The organism is Paenibacillus sp. FSL H7-0331 (assembly GCF_001956045.1).
The window spans coordinates 89,266-105,033 of sequence record NZ_MRTH01000007.1; the positions used below are offsets into that span (position 1 = coordinate 89,266).

General features: G+C 47.7%; 17 protein-coding genes. 5 read left to right on the forward strand and 12 right to left on the reverse strand.

Features of this window, described 5'->3' with window-relative positions; translation table 11 throughout:
* Nucleotides 1-324 precede the first annotated feature (324 nt).
* Complete coding sequence (locus BK127_RS12385; RefSeq protein ID WP_076230368.1) at nucleotides 325-456, forward strand: DUF4023 domain-containing protein; 132 nt, start codon at nucleotides 325-327, stop codon at nucleotides 454-456.
* 155 nt (nucleotides 457-611) lie between these two features.
* Here BK127_RS12385 and rnhA read toward each other — a convergent pair whose 3' ends face one another.
* From rnhA to BK127_RS12400, 3 genes are all read right to left on the reverse strand, one after another.
* A complete protein-coding gene (gene rnhA, locus BK127_RS12390) occupies nucleotides 612-1,313 on the reverse strand; it encodes a ribonuclease H (protein ID WP_076230369.1) in 702 nt (233 codons plus the stop codon).
* A gap of 58 nt (nucleotides 1,314-1,371) precedes the next feature.
* Complete coding sequence (recQ, locus tag BK127_RS12395; RefSeq protein ID WP_076230651.1) at nucleotides 1,372-3,138, reverse strand: DNA helicase RecQ; 1,767 nt, start codon at nucleotides 3,136-3,138, stop codon at nucleotides 1,372-1,374.
* A 160-nt stretch (nucleotides 3,139-3,298) separates the two neighbouring features.
* Nucleotides 3,299-4,177, reverse strand: coding sequence for a glycosyltransferase family 2 protein (locus tag BK127_RS12400; protein ID WP_256711282.1), 879 nt, complete (start codon nucleotides 4,175-4,177; stop codon nucleotides 3,299-3,301).
* 190 nt (nucleotides 4,178-4,367) lie between these two features.
* Here BK127_RS12400 and BK127_RS12405 point away from each other — a divergent pair, with 190 nt between their 5' ends.
* On the forward strand, nucleotides 4,368-4,565 hold the full coding sequence (locus BK127_RS12405) for a hypothetical protein (protein ID WP_076230370.1): 198 nt from the start codon (nucleotides 4,368-4,370) through the stop codon (nucleotides 4,563-4,565).
* A 63-nt stretch (nucleotides 4,566-4,628) separates the two neighbouring features.
* Nucleotides 4,629-5,423, forward strand: a complete 795-nt coding sequence (locus BK127_RS12410; RefSeq protein ID WP_076230371.1) for a copper amine oxidase N-terminal domain-containing protein — start codon at nucleotides 4,629-4,631, stop codon at nucleotides 5,421-5,423.
* A gap of 73 nt (nucleotides 5,424-5,496) precedes the next feature.
* Here the strand turns inward: BK127_RS12410 and BK127_RS12415 are convergent, their stop codons facing one another.
* The 4 genes from BK127_RS12415 to BK127_RS12425 form a co-directional block, all read right to left on the reverse strand.
* Nucleotides 5,497-5,814 carry a hypothetical protein gene (locus tag BK127_RS12415; protein WP_076230372.1) on the reverse strand — a complete coding sequence of 106 codons (318 nt, stop codon included), beginning with the start codon at nucleotides 5,812-5,814 and terminating at the stop codon, nucleotides 5,497-5,499.
* A 161-nt stretch (nucleotides 5,815-5,975) separates the two neighbouring features.
* On the reverse strand, nucleotides 5,976-7,568 hold the full coding sequence (locus tag BK127_RS12420; protein WP_076230373.1) for a copper amine oxidase N-terminal domain-containing protein: 1,593 nt from the start codon (nucleotides 7,566-7,568) through the stop codon (nucleotides 5,976-5,978).
* Between the two features lie 59 nt (nucleotides 7,569-7,627).
* Nucleotides 7,628-7,786: a hypothetical protein gene (locus BK127_RS43670; protein ID WP_179097457.1), complete on the reverse strand. Its 159-nt coding sequence runs from the start codon at nucleotides 7,784-7,786 to the stop codon at nucleotides 7,628-7,630.
* A gap of 62 nt (nucleotides 7,787-7,848) precedes the next feature.
* Complete coding sequence (locus tag BK127_RS12425) at nucleotides 7,849-9,258, reverse strand: sensor histidine kinase (protein WP_076230374.1); 1,410 nt, start codon at nucleotides 9,256-9,258, stop codon at nucleotides 7,849-7,851.
* Nucleotides 9,259-9,435: 177 nt separating this feature from the next.
* On the opposite strand from BK127_RS12425, the gene BK127_RS12430 reads away from it, so the two are divergent.
* Complete coding sequence (locus BK127_RS12430; RefSeq protein WP_076230375.1) at nucleotides 9,436-10,398, forward strand: SPL family radical SAM protein; 963 nt, start codon at nucleotides 9,436-9,438, stop codon at nucleotides 10,396-10,398.
* 36 nt (nucleotides 10,399-10,434) lie between these two features.
* Here BK127_RS12430 and BK127_RS12435 read toward each other — a convergent pair whose 3' ends face one another.
* Together BK127_RS12435 and BK127_RS12440 are read right to left on the reverse strand one after the other, a co-directional pair.
* On the reverse strand, nucleotides 10,435-11,328 hold the full coding sequence (locus tag BK127_RS12435; protein WP_076230376.1) for a Kiwa anti-phage protein KwaB-like domain-containing protein: 894 nt from the start codon (nucleotides 11,326-11,328) through the stop codon (nucleotides 10,435-10,437).
* A complete protein-coding gene (locus BK127_RS12440; RefSeq protein ID WP_076230377.1) occupies nucleotides 11,329-11,859 on the reverse strand; it encodes a hypothetical protein in 531 nt (176 codons plus the stop codon).
* Between the two features lie 212 nt (nucleotides 11,860-12,071).
* Between BK127_RS12440 and BK127_RS12445 the strand changes: the two genes are divergently transcribed.
* Entirely contained in the window at nucleotides 12,072-13,301 is a 1,230-nt protein-coding gene (locus BK127_RS12445; RefSeq protein WP_076230378.1) for an aminopeptidase, read from the forward strand.
* A gap of 136 nt (nucleotides 13,302-13,437) precedes the next feature.
* Here BK127_RS12445 and BK127_RS12450 read toward each other — a convergent pair whose 3' ends face one another.
* The 3 genes from BK127_RS12450 to BK127_RS12460 form a co-directional block, all read right to left on the reverse strand.
* Nucleotides 13,438-14,088, reverse strand: a complete 651-nt coding sequence (locus BK127_RS12450; RefSeq protein WP_076230379.1) for an amino acid ABC transporter permease — start codon at nucleotides 14,086-14,088, stop codon at nucleotides 13,438-13,440.
* Nucleotides 14,089-14,119: 31 nt separating this feature from the next.
* Entirely contained in the window at nucleotides 14,120-14,782 is a 663-nt protein-coding gene (locus BK127_RS12455; RefSeq protein ID WP_076230380.1) for an amino acid ABC transporter permease, read from the reverse strand.
* Nucleotides 14,783-14,865: 83 nt separating this feature from the next.
* Nucleotides 14,866-15,747 (reverse strand): glutamate ABC transporter substrate-binding protein, encoded by an 882-nt coding sequence (locus BK127_RS12460; protein WP_076230655.1) that lies wholly within the window; start codon nucleotides 15,745-15,747, stop codon nucleotides 14,866-14,868.
* Nucleotides 15,748-15,768 lie beyond the last annotated feature (21 nt).

Below are 15,768 nucleotides of genomic sequence, written 5' to 3' on the forward strand. Positions count from 1 at the left end.
CTAAGCTCGCGACGTCTGGTATTGATCTCATCATATCGAGAGTCCCGATGCCGGGCTACCTCCACGTTTTTATGTCTTGTTCCTTTTTTGGACCCGCTGAAAAATGGTGATTACCTAGAAAACGGAATATGGCGAGTTTACCGTGTGGCTGTGCTTATGAACGATACCAAACAGCCCGCTTCACTCTTTTGAGTGAACGGGCTGTGCTGAGTTTATGTAGCTTCTTGTAGGCTGCTTTCTGTCTCTACCTGACCTGATCCATGCATGTTTTCAAGATCAACAGGTTACAGTAACAAGTGATTGTACAATAGAGGAGGTTTACTCATGGACGATACGCATGATTTTGTAGAGAAAGTACACGACACACAGAAAAAAGCCGAGGCTAATAAAAGACATCAAGGTAAAGGAACCCCAGGCGACAAGCTGCCCAATAAGCAGCACAGTACCAATAAGTAATTACAGCCAAAGAGGCTTTTCCTTTAGCAGCCAACACTGCTTAGGGGAAAGCCTCCTTGTATGTTATGTATATACAGCAAGTCGCAAGTTCCGCCTACACCATCCACCCGTGGAACAGGCTTCATAATAACTCGCTTCCCTTGCCCTTGCTCAGTCTACTTGCGACCGTAATCGGCTTTGATCTCTCCCCACGCCTTCGTATCCCACTTGAGAATCGGATTGCTGTAGGTGTTTGAATGCAGCCAATTGAGAGCACGGTCGACAAGCGTCCAAATTTCCTCGGTTGAGGCGTCGCGCGGCAATGTCGTAGCAACAGCCTTTTTACGAATCCAGCTCATCGCTGTCATCGAATCACTGTACACCGTCATCGAGCTGCCCTGCTGCTTGAGATAGGCCAGTGCATGGACAATCGCCAAAAATTCACCCAGATTATTCGTACCCTTGGCAATCGGCGGGTGCTCGAAGATGACCTCACCGGTTCTTGTGCTTACTCCTTTGTACTCAACAATACCCGGATTGCCCTTACTGCCCACATCTACAGATATACTGTCGAGCACGACCTGTTGAGGCAGTTTCCCTCCGGCTGCCTTATCTCCGCTGGGTGAGCCTGTGCCACCTGAGGCACCTGACTTGCCCTTCCAGCTTGTCGAACCCGTACTGGTACCGACCGCTGCTTTGGCCGCCGCAAAGGACGACTTCCAGCCTCGGGCCAACGCAGCCTGAGCCTCAGCCGAGCTCTCATAGGCTTTAAACTTGGCTTGCGGATAGCCATTCGTTTGCTGCTGGCACTCTGCCCAGGTTTCGTAAATACCCGGTACTTTCCCTTCCCATACTACATAATATTTTTGCTTGGCCACAGAATTGCTCACCTTCTAACAAGGATAATATAAAGACCGCCTGTATTTCAATTTCCTGCTAACCTTGATAATTTTTGAAAAAATCGATGAAATAGGCCCCATATTTGAAAAATTTAGCTTCCCCGACACCTTTGATTTTCAGCATAGCCGCCGGATTCGTCGGTTTGATTCCACACATTTCCCGAAGCGTGCTGTCGGGAAATACGATATAAGGCGGAATGCCCTCCCGCTTCGCAATCGTCATGCGCAGCTGCCGCAGCTCGTCGAACAGGTCAGCCTCGACCTCGCGGGCCACAGGCGCCTGCCGAATGCGCATTTTCTGCTCGACCCGCTCCTCGCCCGCCAAGACAGCCTGTGCTCTGGCGTGCAGCCGCAGTACAGGGAATTTGCCATCGGTAATGAGCAAATAGCCCTCAGCCACAAGCAACTGGATCAGATCGACGATTTCTTTTTCCGTGCGTTCCTTCAGCAGTCCGTAGGTCGTCAGGCTATCGAAGCCCATCTCCAGCACCTTCTTATTACGCGAGCCTTTCAGCACCGATGCCACCGTTGTCGCACCGAAGCGTTCCTTCATCCGCCGCACACAGGAAAATATTTTTTGCGCTTCGATCGTGATATCCGTCATCTGCCGCTCGGTACTGCAGGAGCTGCACCGACCACAATCCTCGCCATCATCACCGAAGTAACGCACAATGTAGCGCTGGAGGCATTGCGAGGTATGACAGTAATCCGCCATCTGCTGCAGCCGACGATACTCCTGTGCCTGCCGCTCCGGGTCCCCAATCGACTGCTCAATCAAAAATTTCTGAATGTGGATGTCCTGCGGGCTGAAGAGCAGCATGCACTCACTCGGCTCACCATCCCGTCCGGCACGTCCAGCTTCCTGGTAATAAGCCTCCATATTTTTCGGCATATTATAATGGATGACATAACGCACGTTCGATTTATCAATACCCATCCCGAATGCGTTACTGGCTACCATCACACGTATTTCATCATACAGGAACTGCTCCTGGGCTTCGGCGCGTTCTTTATCCGTCATCCCTGCATGGTATTTACCAACCGGAATGCGCTGCTTGCGCAGCAGCTCGTACAAATTGTCAACTTCCTTGCGTGTAGCCGCATAAATAATGCCGACTTCATCCTCATGCTCACGTATATAGCTGAGCATCACATCCCGCTTGTTCTCACCCTTAATAACCGACAAAGCCAAATTTTCCCGCGCAAATCCGGTCACGAACACTTCCGGCGCACGCAGCTGCAGATGCTTGACGATGTCTTCACGAACCTGATCTGTAGCCGTAGCTGTAAAAGCAGCTACAATCGGTCGCTTCGGCAGCAGTGTAACCAGCCGGCTGATCGCCATATAGCTCGGTCGGAAATCATGCCCCCATTGCGAGACACAGTGCGCCTCATCAATGGCGACCATCGGCACCTCCAGATTGGCCAGCAGCTCGATGAAACGCTCCGACTCCAGCCGCTCCGGCGCCACATACAGCAGCTTGTACTCACCAAGCCGTGCCTTGCGAATACGCAGCTCCACCTGGGCATATGAAAGCGAGCTGTTGATGTAAGCTGCAGACACCCCGATGCTATCCAGCCCGTCCACCTGATCCTTCATCAATGAAATCAACGGTGACACGACAATCGTTGTCCCCTCAAGGAGCATCGCCGGAACCTGATAGCAGATTGACTTCCCGCCACCTGTGGGCATAATACCAAGCGTATCCTGTCTGTTTAAAATACTTGAAATCACTTGTTTTTGTCCGTCACGGAAGGATCCGTAGCCGTAATAAGTCTTCAGCAGCGTTTCCGCCTGCTCCATCGTGCCTATCACATCATGCTCCCCCTTGCTAAATAAGCGCTTGAATCGTTCCCTGCTCACCCACAGGTATCCGATTCCTGAAACTACCAGAAGCTATCCAGATTCGCTTTGCTTCGGCATATTCTGTTCGAATTGGCTCTACTCCGTCCACACGCATCTGTTATATAGAATGAGCTCCGTCTACTGGGCTTGTCCTGAATTGCAGCGCACGTCTGGATACGATGGGCTCTCCATCCCATAGCACTTCGGTCTTGGCCTTGCGGCTCAACACCTCCGGCTCCTCCAGCAGAACGAGAAAATTTTTGGTTGGCAGCTCACCCAACCCGTGCTTTGCTGACAGCTTATCCAGGTAAGGCCGCATGTCCTCGTGCTGACCCGACATATTGCCGCCTATTTCCGAGAACGCGTACAAGGCGCTGGCTACCGACACTCTTTTGACACGATAACGCTCGACCGCCCGTAAAAAGAAATCCCAATCCCAATAATGATACATCTCCACGTCGAACATTCCCAAGCGCTCATGCAGCTCTGCGCGATACAGACAACCTGACGAAACAAACGTTGAAAATCTGCGCATTGCCGCTACATCGTGCTCATAGGCAAACACGAATCGCTCTGTCGCCCGCCTTGTGTGCCCCTCCACTCTATAATCGAAAATTTCCACATCCGAATAGACCATATCAGAGCCTTCAATTTCCTTCATCATCCGCTCAATATGCGTCGGCAGCAGCAGGTCGTCATCGTCACACAGCATAATATATTCACCACGCACTAGCGTAAGACCGCGGTTACGGGCATGGACATGCTTGGAATTGCACTCCATATTGACGATATTCAGTTCTAGCTCCGGGTAAAGCGTTCGCAGAAAATCAACCGGCTCCCCGGCATCGTTCACGATAATAATTTGCAAATGACGATACGTCTGTCTCCACAAGGACTCTATCAGCTCACTCACGAAATCCGCTCGATTATACGTCGGAATAATGACAGAAACGAGAGGCGATCCTCCTGTAGGTTGCTGCCTGTCCATCTCTTCCATCCTACCTGTCTCCTCCCCAAATGTTACAATTCCATACAAAGCCGCTACTCCCAAGATACCAAAAAATCAGCGAAAAGGGAAACCATTCACACTCTCATCCGTATTATGACTATTTAAACCAAAAGGATTTGTGTCACTTGTGTCGAATTGTGTTTAGATGTATAAATAGGTGTACGGGAGGATTTATAGGATGACATGGAAACCGATTTACGATAGTGAACAGTTGTCTCTGATTGTGGACGATGTCAAGCAAGTAGCTATGCTCGAGGTAAACAGCGGTGGATACGTCCCGCATTATATAACATTTCACTGGAACGAGCAGGAGCTGGCCGAGATCATCCAGGCTCTTCAGAACGCCCAGCAGGAGCTCAAGGGCAATCATGCATAAATCCGAACCGTACAGCGGCAGCTAGAAAATGAACTTAAAGATTCAGTCAGGAGGTTTACCGTGATGCTTAGATTGAAAAATGTACAATGGATATCAATAGGCCTATGTCTGTGCATGTTGCTGATTACTCCCTTGTCGGCTAGTGCTCAGGACAACCCTCAGATCCCCATCTATATATCGCAGGAAAAACAGCAGTGGGAACAACAACCTTTTATTATACAAGGCAATACCATGGTGCCGATGCGCGTCTTGTTTGAAAAGCTTGGCTTTACTGTATCGTGGGATAATGACAAACAAATGGCAACAGCAACCAAGGGTGGACTCACCATTATATTGACTATTAATAAAGCAACGGCAGTCGTCAATAAAACGACTTATTTCCTTGAGGTGTCACCGGTTATTCGTGATGGCAGCACCTTCATGCCCTTGCGATTTGTAAGTGAAGCCGCAGGAGCTGATGTGGCCTGGGATGAAACCGAACGCTCCGTGCAAATCAGCTTTGATAACGTACCGCAAAAGAGGATACGCAAGCTGATCGATAATGTCACGCAAAGCAGCAGCTTCGTTCAAAGCGTCGTCACCCTTACCGGCGGTGATGGAATCAAAAAGAACGACATGGTCATTAAGGATATCGTCATGAACGGAGATAATACCTCCGCCAAAATCAAGTTCGAGGCCGGGTTCACCGTATCCAAAGCGATCAAATCGACAAGCGGCATTACCATCTCTCCTGCCGAATCTGTCGTCTATGAGTTCACCTGTGATGTATTCAAAGACGCCTATGATCAATGGATTCTGCAGACCCAACCCGATGCCATGCCTTATGAGCTAAAAGAAAAGAAGCCCTTTATGCAATAAGCGGCTTATCTCAGCATAAACAAGGCACCTCAGATGATTAACGTCTGGGGTGCCTTGTTGCATGTTCGGCTTATTAGCTGCGGCGCAGCTTCATGTCCTGATACGATTCCCAGGCTACCGCGATCAGTCTATACAGGAGATAACTGCCCAGATAAGCACCGCAGGCCAAAAAGCGTACATCGGCAAACAGTTTATGGATCGTCGTCATCATGACCTCCTGATCCCGATTAATTTCATAAATCTTCACAGCGGCCATAATCCCGAACACCCAACTGCTAACGATAGCCAGCCAATCGAAGCCAAGCCCGACTCCGTTACCGCGATTCCATTTGGCTGCCGAGAACATAAATATCGGGATCACAATGACTGCTGCTCCAATTGCAAACGTCATAATCAATCCACCTCCACCTGTTCAGTATCGGATTATACGGTACAATTATACGAACACAGCCACACTTATAAGAATGCGGTTCTCGCACGTTGTGGTGAAAAAAAGCGAGCCAAGAGGCCCGCTTTCATTGCTGATAAATATGAGTATGAGTTCTATAAAGCCTATGGAGCCAGCAAACGAATAACTTTACCCTCTTCAGCAAGGTCCACTGTCCAGCCTATCACCTCTGCGAAGATCTGAACAGGAACTACAAGTCTGTCACCTTGAAGTGTCAATGGAGCGCTCGCAACTTTCTTGGTGCTGTTGTGAATTACAAAGTCGGAGCCCAGAGAAAACGTTGCGCTGTTGCCATTCCAGGCCACCGTTGCGGAACGATCAGCCTCATTCCAGATTAATGTGGCACCCACTGCATCAACAGCATATCGAAGTGGAATGTACGTATAGTTTTCTTTTCTTAGAGGAGTTACATCCATCGTTAGCTTGTGTCCATTTACATCCAGCTCGGTGCTGTTGATGGTAAAGGTTACTACGCTATTGGTAACGATCGGCGGCTGCACCTGCGGAAACATAGCCGGTAATTGAGCAGCAATGCCGATTGCCAGAGCATCAGCTGTTTTGAACATATGTGTATAAGCCATGTCTACATTGGGATAAGTAAAGGAATAATCATTTTTGGCATACGTATCAAAGACCGTCAACAAAAAATTATTATGCTCTTTCAAGCTTTTGCTGATGTCAGCTTCAAGAAAAAAGTCCGGGTTCGCTTTTGCAAAAAATTGCGCTTGAGATTCACGATATACATCCAGGTTATCCATTGCTTTCTTCGCACTCAGATAATCCTTAGCTGCTGTTGCTTTTACGTAATCAAAGAGGTAGCCAATGTGCGAAGCCCAGAGCGGTTTGAACTCATCTGCTACACCTTGACCGTATACGACAGCGATTGCTGCAGTTAAATCATCCGTATTTTGCCCAAGTGCAGCTACAACCTGATCAAAATCCGGCTTGCCGTCAATTCCTTTTTGCATCGCCACAATCGCCAGTAATGCATGCTCGCCTAACACTTGGCCCAGTGTGCCACGAAGATCCACCGTTGTCGATTGAATAGAGGAATTTGAAAACCTGTCAGGGTACTGGGTAGCCATACCAATAGCTAGCACATCCGCGGTCTCATACATATGGCTATAAGCCATACGTGCCTTGGTGTAAGCATCAGCATAATCCTTGTTCACGTAAGCATTAAATGATTCGATCAGGTGACCGATGTGCATGTTCAAGCTTTCCTCAATAGCTGGCGCTTTAAAATTGTCCGGGTTGGCGACTGCGAAGAAAGCGGCTTGCTTGACACGATAGTCATCAAGCTTCGCCACAGCTGCTGCACGACCAGCTTCATCTTTAATGGCTGTAGCGTTTACATATTCAATCAGATAGCCGATATGAGAGCTCCAGATCGATTTAAACGTCACTCCGGCATCCGGACCGTATACCGATGCAATAGCCGCAGCCAGCTGATCTGTGTTTTTGCTAAGAAGATTGGCTGTATCGCTGTAATCAACTGCTTTGTCATAATTTTTTTGCATGGCAAGTACAGCTAGCAAGGCATGCTCCCCAAGTAGTTGTCCAAGGCCTACACGCAGATCAGAAGCAGCTGTAATGGAATTGCTGGCAGGTGCTGGTGCTGCTCCAGCCACCAAGGTTGGGAGCATAAGGGCCATACAGAGTACGAGCAACGCAAATTTGGTTTTCAAAAGCTTCATCAATAACACATCTCCTTTAATTCTCTTTATAGTTGTAATCCCTTCGTTGGCACCGCATTTTACATCGTTCCACCGCATAATGAAGCCCAATACTTCATTATGAACAGAACAATGCCCTGTTCATCCGACGGCAGCGGAAAGCTTGCATCACTCCAAATGAGCGCTGCTCCACCAACCCCCTCCACTTTTGTATGCCATTGCTTATGTATGTATACCAACTGCCATAAAATAGCCAGTTAGCAATGATTACCCATTCAAATCAGGTTTGAAGCATCTACCCTTAATGATCTCCACGGATCGGTAAATATAAAGTAAAGGCACTTCCTTCACTTTCCCTGCTGTCCACAGTTAAATTACCACCAAGCAGCTCTGTCATCGCACGGCTGATCGACAGCCCTAAACCTGTGCCTCCATACTTACGGCTGATAGAACCATCTGCCTGCTGAAACGCTTCGAAGATTGCCGCCTGCATGCTTTCCTTAATCCCGATCCCCGTATCGCAAATGGTAAAAGCGATCCATTCTCCGGCTGTATCATCATTCTTGCATACTGCCTTACGAATATCCAGCAGCACACGCCCTTCCGAAGTGAATTTAAAGGCATTGGACAGCAGGTTACGCAGAATTTGCTGTAAACGCATTGCATCCGTTCGAATGACTGCCGGGACATCAGGTGCCATATAGATAATAAAATCAAGCCCCTTTTGCTCAGCAATATGGCGGAAATGGAATTGCAGCACGTGCGCAATCTCGCTGACGATCACATCCTCTGATACAATCTCCAGCCGGCCTGCTTCCACCCTGGATAAGTCCAGAATGTCATCAATCAGCTGCAGCAGCTCCTGTCCGGAGCCATTAATGATCTCAGCATAATCGGCGGTTTCATGCTCCTCTTTACGTTTTTCCTCATCACGTATCATCTGGGATAAAGAAATAATGCTATTCAGCGGTGTTCTCAGCTCGTGTGACATGTTAACCAGAAACTCCGATTTGTATTGAGAAGCCAGCAGCAGCTGTTTGGCCTTTTGCTCTACCTCCTTACGCGTGTCCAGCAATTCGTCCGTCTGCCTTTGAAGCGCCGAATGTGCGACCTGAATGTCTACCACTCTGCGCCTTTCAACCTGAAAATCATACAGCATAAACGCAAAAAAGAAGCTTAAAAGCAAGCTGATCGGAAAAGTAACTGGAAATGTAACCGAGAAATATTGAAAGGCCGGTATGACACCCAATATCCCAATGTTGATGCAATATACCAAATTAACCGTAATAATCACGATCATCATCTTCGTTATGTAGCTCCAGCGCACTCGCTTTAATACGATATTCAGCAGCATGCACAGCAGACCCAGGATCAGAATGTTCCAGAAACCAGCACAGGCCGCATCGCTGATCCCGAAGGACAGTCTGGCAACTCCAATTCCGGCACCAATGATTAGCAGCGTCACAGGCTGAGAATAAGCCAGCGTGCATATGATAAGAGGCATAAATCGTAAATCGAATATGATGTCTTGTCCGATATTAAGTCCAAACATCATTGTTGCCCACCCGGCTCCGATAGCGGCGAGCACAGACAGCCCATATTTTAAAGATCCCGAAGCTTCCACAAGCACATATTTATGAACAAGCATCGCCATATAAGCAAGCGTCGTGAGTATACAAATATTAATAAAAAATACCTTGGTAAATTCCATTCTTTCCTGTAACCTCCATCATTTATGAATATACCATTACCCAGTATACCATATAGAAGCTCGGATGCCTCTACCTGCTGCATCGTCTGACATAGCCACTCGTGCTTGCTTTCCCGGATGCTGTCTGTTAGGATAAACAGGAACATACATTCCCATTTATTGAGGTGATTGACTAATATGTCTACAACCAAACCTCCCAAAGTACGCTATGAGCCGATGCAGGCCAAAACCATACTCAATCCGGTTAAAGCTCCCTCGATGCCTTTTGACTGGTCCATTAATCCGTATCGCGGCTGCCAGCATGGGTGCAGCTTTTGCTATGCGCGCTCAACCCATTCATTTCTCGGTATTGCAGCAGATGACTCATTTCAGAACCATATCTTTATGAAATCGGATGCACCCGCCGTGCTCAGAGCACAAATAAAAAAACGCTTGCGCGGCGGCAAACGTATCGTCAATTGGGAGCCGATTGCTATCGGCACAGCCACAGATCCTTATCAGCAGATCGAAAGCAAGGCTATGCTGACTCGTGGCTGTCTGGAGGTATTGGCCGAGTTTCAAATTCCTGTCTCGATCACTACACGCTCTCCACTAATTCTAAGGGATCTGGATCTCCTGCGGAAGCTCCCCATCATCTCAATTAATATCAGTATCAGTACGTTGAATAACACGGTCTGGAGGCAATTTGAACCGTCCACGCCTTCTCCCGCCAAACGTCTGGACACAGTCGAAAAGCTCACTGCCGAGGGGATACCGACAGGCGTATTCATCGCACCAATCCTGCCCTATATAACGGATAGTGAAGCCGATTTGCAAAAGCTGATTGCTGCCGCAGCACAAGCAGGAGCCCAGTTCATCATGCCATCCTATTTACGCTTAAGCACTTCGCCAGTCAAGGTATGGTTCTTCCAAGCACTCCGGCAGCATTATCCTCAGCTGACCGAACGCTACGCGCAGCTGTATCATAGCACCGCTTACGCACCCTCCTCCTACCGGGAGCCGATAATGAGTAAGATCGATGCCTGCCTGCTGCAGCACAAGATGACCAATCACAAGTACATGGCGACCACAACCCAAGCTCCGAGCGTTTCCGCTGAAGCTATTGCTAGTACAGAACCTGTTCAATTGACGTTATTTTGAATGCAAAAAGAGATGGCGGTTACATCTGACGAGCGATTAAATTTCGGCTTTACGCTTTGAATTTGTTTGTAAAATTTGTTCAGAGAATACACCTTTATAGATTTCATCATCCAAAAATTTTAATATATTTTTCAGTTCTTTTTTATCATTGGGGAAATGGATTTTGTTTTTAACAGCGGTGATGGTCAACCCGAATGCCTGCGCCTTATGTTTAATTTCCGTTACCTTATATTTATCAAGAATGCGCGATTCATCAATAATGGCAATTTTCCTTCGTACCCAGGAATCCGCGTTTATTTTAAAGATACTGGCATCCTCGATGTTGATTTTCGAATGCTTCATAAAGCTCTCCACATCCGTATCTGTCGCTTCGCGGAAGTATTCGGAGAGGTCAAACACCTGACGGGCGAAGAAGAAGGATGAGAAGCGCAGCTCATCGTTGACCACGACACAATCTACAGCATCCGTAATACAAATACCGAATCGATCATCCATCGTAAATGTTTCTTTACTGTGAAACAGACTGATTCCTTTTCTCGTTGTGATGTACTGCTCCTTGCGAAATTTTTGAAAAGCAACCACAAGCTGCTCTTTTCCATTTACGACTGAATATCTGCCAGTAAAAATTGCTTTAATCACCGGCTGCTGCTTCGGATCGGGAATGAATGCGGCCACACCGATTGGGTCCTTCAAGGCCTGAACAATTTGTGGACTCAGCTTAAATCCGGGAATCACGAGCATTTCATCATATTCAGGCTTGTAACCGCCATCAAAAGCAATCGGCTGCTTATGGTTAACGAATACAGTGGCGGCTTCGCTTAATAATATACCAACCTCTGTTTGGGCCTGCTGTGTAGTCTCGATGCGATAAACCTGAATGGCCTCTTCCTCCTGCTGGAGCATAACAAATAGAGACTGACCTTCGAACATTCATCTTCCCCCCGATCGATCAAGCAATAAGTATTCCGTAATCCGAATGACATTTGTCAGCTCGTCCTTATTGCGAATAGCCCTTCTGGACATTACCGTGTAGCTGCCAATACCATTCTCCGTCTCAATCTCATAAAAATGATAGCCTATAAAAAACAACAACGGATTGGCGGTTGGCGAATGGGCCAGCAGCAGAACAACTAACACGACAACAGAAATGACAAGCGACATAAAAGGATTGATTTTATCCCAGACGATACTGGTGAACGGTAATACATAGGAAAGTGCATATTGGATCATGATTTTATCATTAGGTGTGACCTTCTTAACTCTGACTGCTATGACAGCCAATCTGCTTTTCATCCTATGGAAAGAAACCAATGCCAGTACAATGAGCCATACCGCAACAAATACAAAGATGACAGGCAGCGTATACGTTGATTTGCCCAATACCCAGGCAGCGGAAAAAGCGATAAGAATGGGCGCACCGCTAGAGCAAACCCATAATGCTTTATGTACATTGCCAATCATGCGACTCCCCCTCGATAGATATGCAGCAGGAATGCTGAGACACGCTGATCCTACCTTTATATTACCATTTATTACTAGCGAGAAACACCCCTACTTGCTTGCAGAATGACCTCTCAAACCCTTGAACCATCCGCCGGATTCGTAATTGAAGCGGAAGATGCCGTATAATCATTTATATGCATAGGGCAGGTTCAAAGGGAGGTTGATCGAGAATGCGAGATTTTGCCGCACAACTGGAAAAGTATGCTGAATTGGCTTTAAAGGTAGGCTTGAATATTCACGAGGGGCAGACACTCGTTGTGTTCGCACCGATTGCCGCGGTTGATTTTGTAAGGACGATTGCCCAAAAGGCTTATCAGGCGGGAGTATGGCAGGTATTGGTGGAATGGGACGATGAGTCGCTGCGGCGCATTCGCTTTTTGCACGCAAGGGATGAGTCCTTTCAGCAATTTCCAACCTGGAAGGCAGAGGGTTTTGCCGAAATGGCCCGGCAGGACGCAGCTTTCTTAACGGTGTATGCCCCGAATCCGGAGCTGCTGAAGGATATTGACCCGGGTAAGATTGCCTTGGCCAGTAAGACGCAGATGAACGAAATGAAGGAATATCGTACGTTCTTGCAAGCGGGTAAAGTCAGTTGGTCGATCGTCTCGGTTCCAACCCCATCCTGGGCTACCAAAGTATTTCCCGAGCTGTTGCCAGATGAAGCCATCGATAAATTGTGGGGATATATTTTTCAAGCTACACGTCTCGACCGCGAGGACCCGATTAGCGCTTGGGAGGAGCATATTCGACAGCTTCAGGAGCGCATGGCTTTTTTAAATGATAAAAATTACAGAAAGCTTTATTATAAAGCTCCTGGCACCGATCTGACTATCGAGCTTCCCGAAGCGCATCAATGGGTTGCCGGCGGCATTCACAACGAGCAGGGTGCCTTCTTCGTGCCGAATTTGCCAACCGAGGAAGTCTTCACACTCCCGTTAAAAGAAGGGGTGCATGGCAAGGTAAGCAGCACGATGCCACTGAATGTCAACGGCAATCTGATTGACCGCTTTTCGCTAACCTTTGAAAAAGGCAGAATTGTCAGCTTCACCGCAGAAGAGGGCTACGAAACGCTGAAGCAATTAATCGAAACCGACGAAGGCTCGCATTTCCTTGGGGAGATAGCTCTGGTGCCGCACGGGTCGCCGATCTCCGCGATGAACGTCATTTTCTATAATACGGCATTTGACGAAAATGCCTCCTCCCACTTGGCTATCGGCAGTGCGTACCCGCTCTGTATCAAGGAAGGTACGGTGATGAGCAAGGAAGAACTTGCCCTTCATGGAGCGAACAGCAGCCTGACCCATGTCGATTTTATGATCGGCTCGGCGGAGCTTGATATTGACGGTGAAACTGCTGATGGAATTCGGGAGCCTCTATTCCGCCGCGGGGCATGGGTATAGCGAATAGAGCCGCTTTATTGGTACATGGCAGCAAAACTAGCAGCAACCACGGATTATTGGCTCTAAAAGGCCTTCCGTGGTTATTTGATGCTCCATAGGGTATCCAGTGCTTGCATTGTCATTGTCAATGCGGCTATTACACCTGACGCGCTTCCAGCCGGCGAGCCAGCAGGGACAGTGCAAAGTTGACTATAAAATACATGACAGCGGCCAATAGTAGAATCGGCACTACAAAATTGACATCCTGTCCATTAATAATTTGGGCATTGTGCATCAGCTCTCCAAGCGAAATCACAACGGCCAACGAAGTGTCCTTTAACAATGAGATAAATTGACTGACCATCGGAGGCACCATCCGCCGCAAAGCCTGAGGTAATACAATGTGCTGCAGCGTCTGTAAGTAGGTAAGACCTGATGAACGAGCCGCCTCAATTTGACCCTTATCAATCGAATTCAAACCACTGCGCACGATCTCCGAGATCATGGCAGCCTCGAACACCGTTAACGCAACTATCGCCGCATTCATCACACTTAGCTTAATTCCGATCTCCGGTAAAGCAAAAAAGGTGAAAAATATGATGAGCAGCAGCGGTAAATTACGAATGATTTCTACCACCGCTGCGGTCAGCTGAGAAATCACAGGGAGCTTCGTGTAACGAATTGTGCCTAAGAAACAGCCTATAATAAAACTGAATACAATTGCGATAAGCGCCACCTGTAAAGTGATTCCAAGCCCTGTAAGCATAAAGCGAATATGCTCCCAGGTGTAAGCACCGATAAAGTTCATTCACGTTCACCTCCAACGCATATTCATCAGCTTAATGGGACCTGGCCATTCTGCGCTCCAGGTAAGCGAGACCCAGGCTCAAAGGGATCGTAATGATCAAATAAAACAAAGCAACAAATATGTAAACACTGAAGACGACAAACGTTTTGGTGGAAATCAGATCGGCATAATACATCAAATCCAGTCCAGCGACGACGCTAAGTACCGATGAATTTTTGACCAGATTCAAAAACTGGTTGCCGATTGGAGGAATAACAATCTTCAAGGCTTGCGGCAGCACGATAAACCGCATCGTTTGTGCATAAGTCAGGCCCGAAGCACGTGCCGCCTCCGTTTGCCCTTTTGGAACCGCCTGGATCCCTGCACGGACGGCCTCAGCAATAAAGACTGCGGTATATATCGTAAGGCCCAACGTTCCGGCAACAAAACCGCTCATCGGTACACCCAGTGAGGACGGGCCCAGAAAAAATAAGAAGACAATCAGAATGAGTGGAATATTCCGGATAAATTCTACAAAGGCCGTACTGATCCAGTTGAGCGGCTTCACGGGGGATATCCGCATAACGGCCAGCAAGGTACCGAGAATAAAGCTGCCAGCCAAGGCAATCAGACTTACCTGAAGCGTATTCAAAAAACCTTCCAGATACATGTCCCAGTATTTGATCAATATGCTGAAGCTAAGGAATTTGTCCATCGTCCAACCTCCTTCCTTGATACGAAATGGAATAGGATGAACAGCCATCCATGCAGGCCGCTCATCCTATCGCCAAACAACCTTTATTTACTTGGCTTTTCACCTATCCACTGCTCATACAGCTTATCGTAGTCTCCGCTCGACTTCATTGCTTTCAAAAAGTCATTTACATAAGTAACGTAGCCCGTATCACCTTTGCGAATGGCCATCCCATAAGGCTCATCTGTAAATGTTCCACCGACTACCTGATAATTGGGATCCTGTTTCACCATGCCGTACAATATCGCATTATCGGTAGTCAGCGTGTCTCCCTGTCCGGCCTTCAAGGCCGTGAATGCATCCTGATAATTTTCAAATTCCAATACAGTTGCCTCAGGGGACTTGGCTCTAATATTATCTGTAGATGTGGAGCCCTTAACGGCCAACACCTTCACACCCTTTTTCACATCTGCCACACTTTGAATCGGACTGCCTTTTTTGACCAAAAGTGATTGTCCCGCTTTAAAGTACACATCAGAAAATTCAACCTCCTGCTTACGCTCCTCGGTAATCGTCATCGTTGCGATGATCATATCGATGTCCCCGTTTTTCAACAGAGGAATACGCGTCTTGGAGGTCACTTCCTTGAGCTCCAGCTTCGTCTCGTCACCAAGAATTTTTTTGGCTAATGCCTTGGCGATATCAATATCAAAGCCCTCTACTTTACCGCTTCCAGGGTCCTTCAAACCAAACAGCTTCGTATCATATTTGACACCCACAACCAGCTTCCCACGCTTTTGAATATCGTCGAGTGTTTTGCTGCCTGTGGATTTTGGAGCTTCACCAGCCGGAGCAGCAGGTGCAGTCGGAGTCGTTGTACCCGCACCTTGATTTGTTGGAGTATCTGTCTTCGTTCCACAGCCTGTCATTACCATCCCTGCCAAACCAAGCATTAACGTAAACGTCATCCAGCTCTTTTTCATCATCATCCATAATCCCCCTCATTC

What these genes read in the sequence shown, in the direction of transcription:
- BK127_RS12385 (WP_076230368.1), top strand. Translation starts at nt 325, where the DNA reads ATGGACGATACGCATGATTTTGTAGAGAAAGTACACGACACACAGAAA.
- recQ (WP_076230651.1), bottom strand. Translation starts at nt 3,138, where the DNA reads ATGGAGCAGGCGGAAACGCTGCTGAAGACTTATTACGGCTACGGATCC.
- BK127_RS12400 (WP_256711282.1), bottom strand. Translation starts at nt 4,177, where the DNA reads ATGGAAGAGATGGACAGGCAGCAACCTACAGGAGGATCGCCTCTCGTT.
- BK127_RS12405 (WP_076230370.1), top strand. Translation starts at nt 4,368, where the DNA reads ATGACATGGAAACCGATTTACGATAGTGAACAGTTGTCTCTGATTGTG.
- BK127_RS12410 (WP_076230371.1), top strand. Translation starts at nt 4,629, where the DNA reads ATGCTTAGATTGAAAAATGTACAATGGATATCAATAGGCCTATGTCTG.
- BK127_RS12415 (WP_076230372.1), bottom strand. Translation starts at nt 5,814, where the DNA reads ATGACGTTTGCAATTGGAGCAGCAGTCATTGTGATCCCGATATTTATG.
- BK127_RS12420 (WP_076230373.1), bottom strand. Translation starts at nt 7,568, where the DNA reads ATGAAGCTTTTGAAAACCAAATTTGCGTTGCTCGTACTCTGTATGGCC.
- BK127_RS12425 (WP_076230374.1), bottom strand. Translation starts at nt 9,258, where the DNA reads ATGGAATTTACCAAGGTATTTTTTATTAATATTTGTATACTCACGACG.
- BK127_RS12430 (WP_076230375.1), top strand. Translation starts at nt 9,436, where the DNA reads ATGTCTACAACCAAACCTCCCAAAGTACGCTATGAGCCGATGCAGGCC.
- BK127_RS12435 (WP_076230376.1), bottom strand. Translation starts at nt 11,328, where the DNA reads ATGTTCGAAGGTCAGTCTCTATTTGTTATGCTCCAGCAGGAGGAAGAG.
- BK127_RS12440 (WP_076230377.1), bottom strand. Translation starts at nt 11,859, where the DNA reads ATGATTGGCAATGTACATAAAGCATTATGGGTTTGCTCTAGCGGTGCG.
- BK127_RS12445 (WP_076230378.1), top strand. Translation starts at nt 12,072, where the DNA reads ATGCGAGATTTTGCCGCACAACTGGAAAAGTATGCTGAATTGGCTTTA.
- BK127_RS12450 (WP_076230379.1), bottom strand. Translation starts at nt 14,088, where the DNA reads ATGAACTTTATCGGTGCTTACACCTGGGAGCATATTCGCTTTATGCTT.
- BK127_RS12455 (WP_076230380.1), bottom strand. Translation starts at nt 14,782, where the DNA reads ATGGACAAATTCCTTAGCTTCAGCATATTGATCAAATACTGGGACATG.
- BK127_RS12460 (WP_076230655.1), bottom strand. Translation starts at nt 15,747, where the DNA reads ATGATGAAAAAGAGCTGGATGACGTTTACGTTAATGCTTGGTTTGGCA.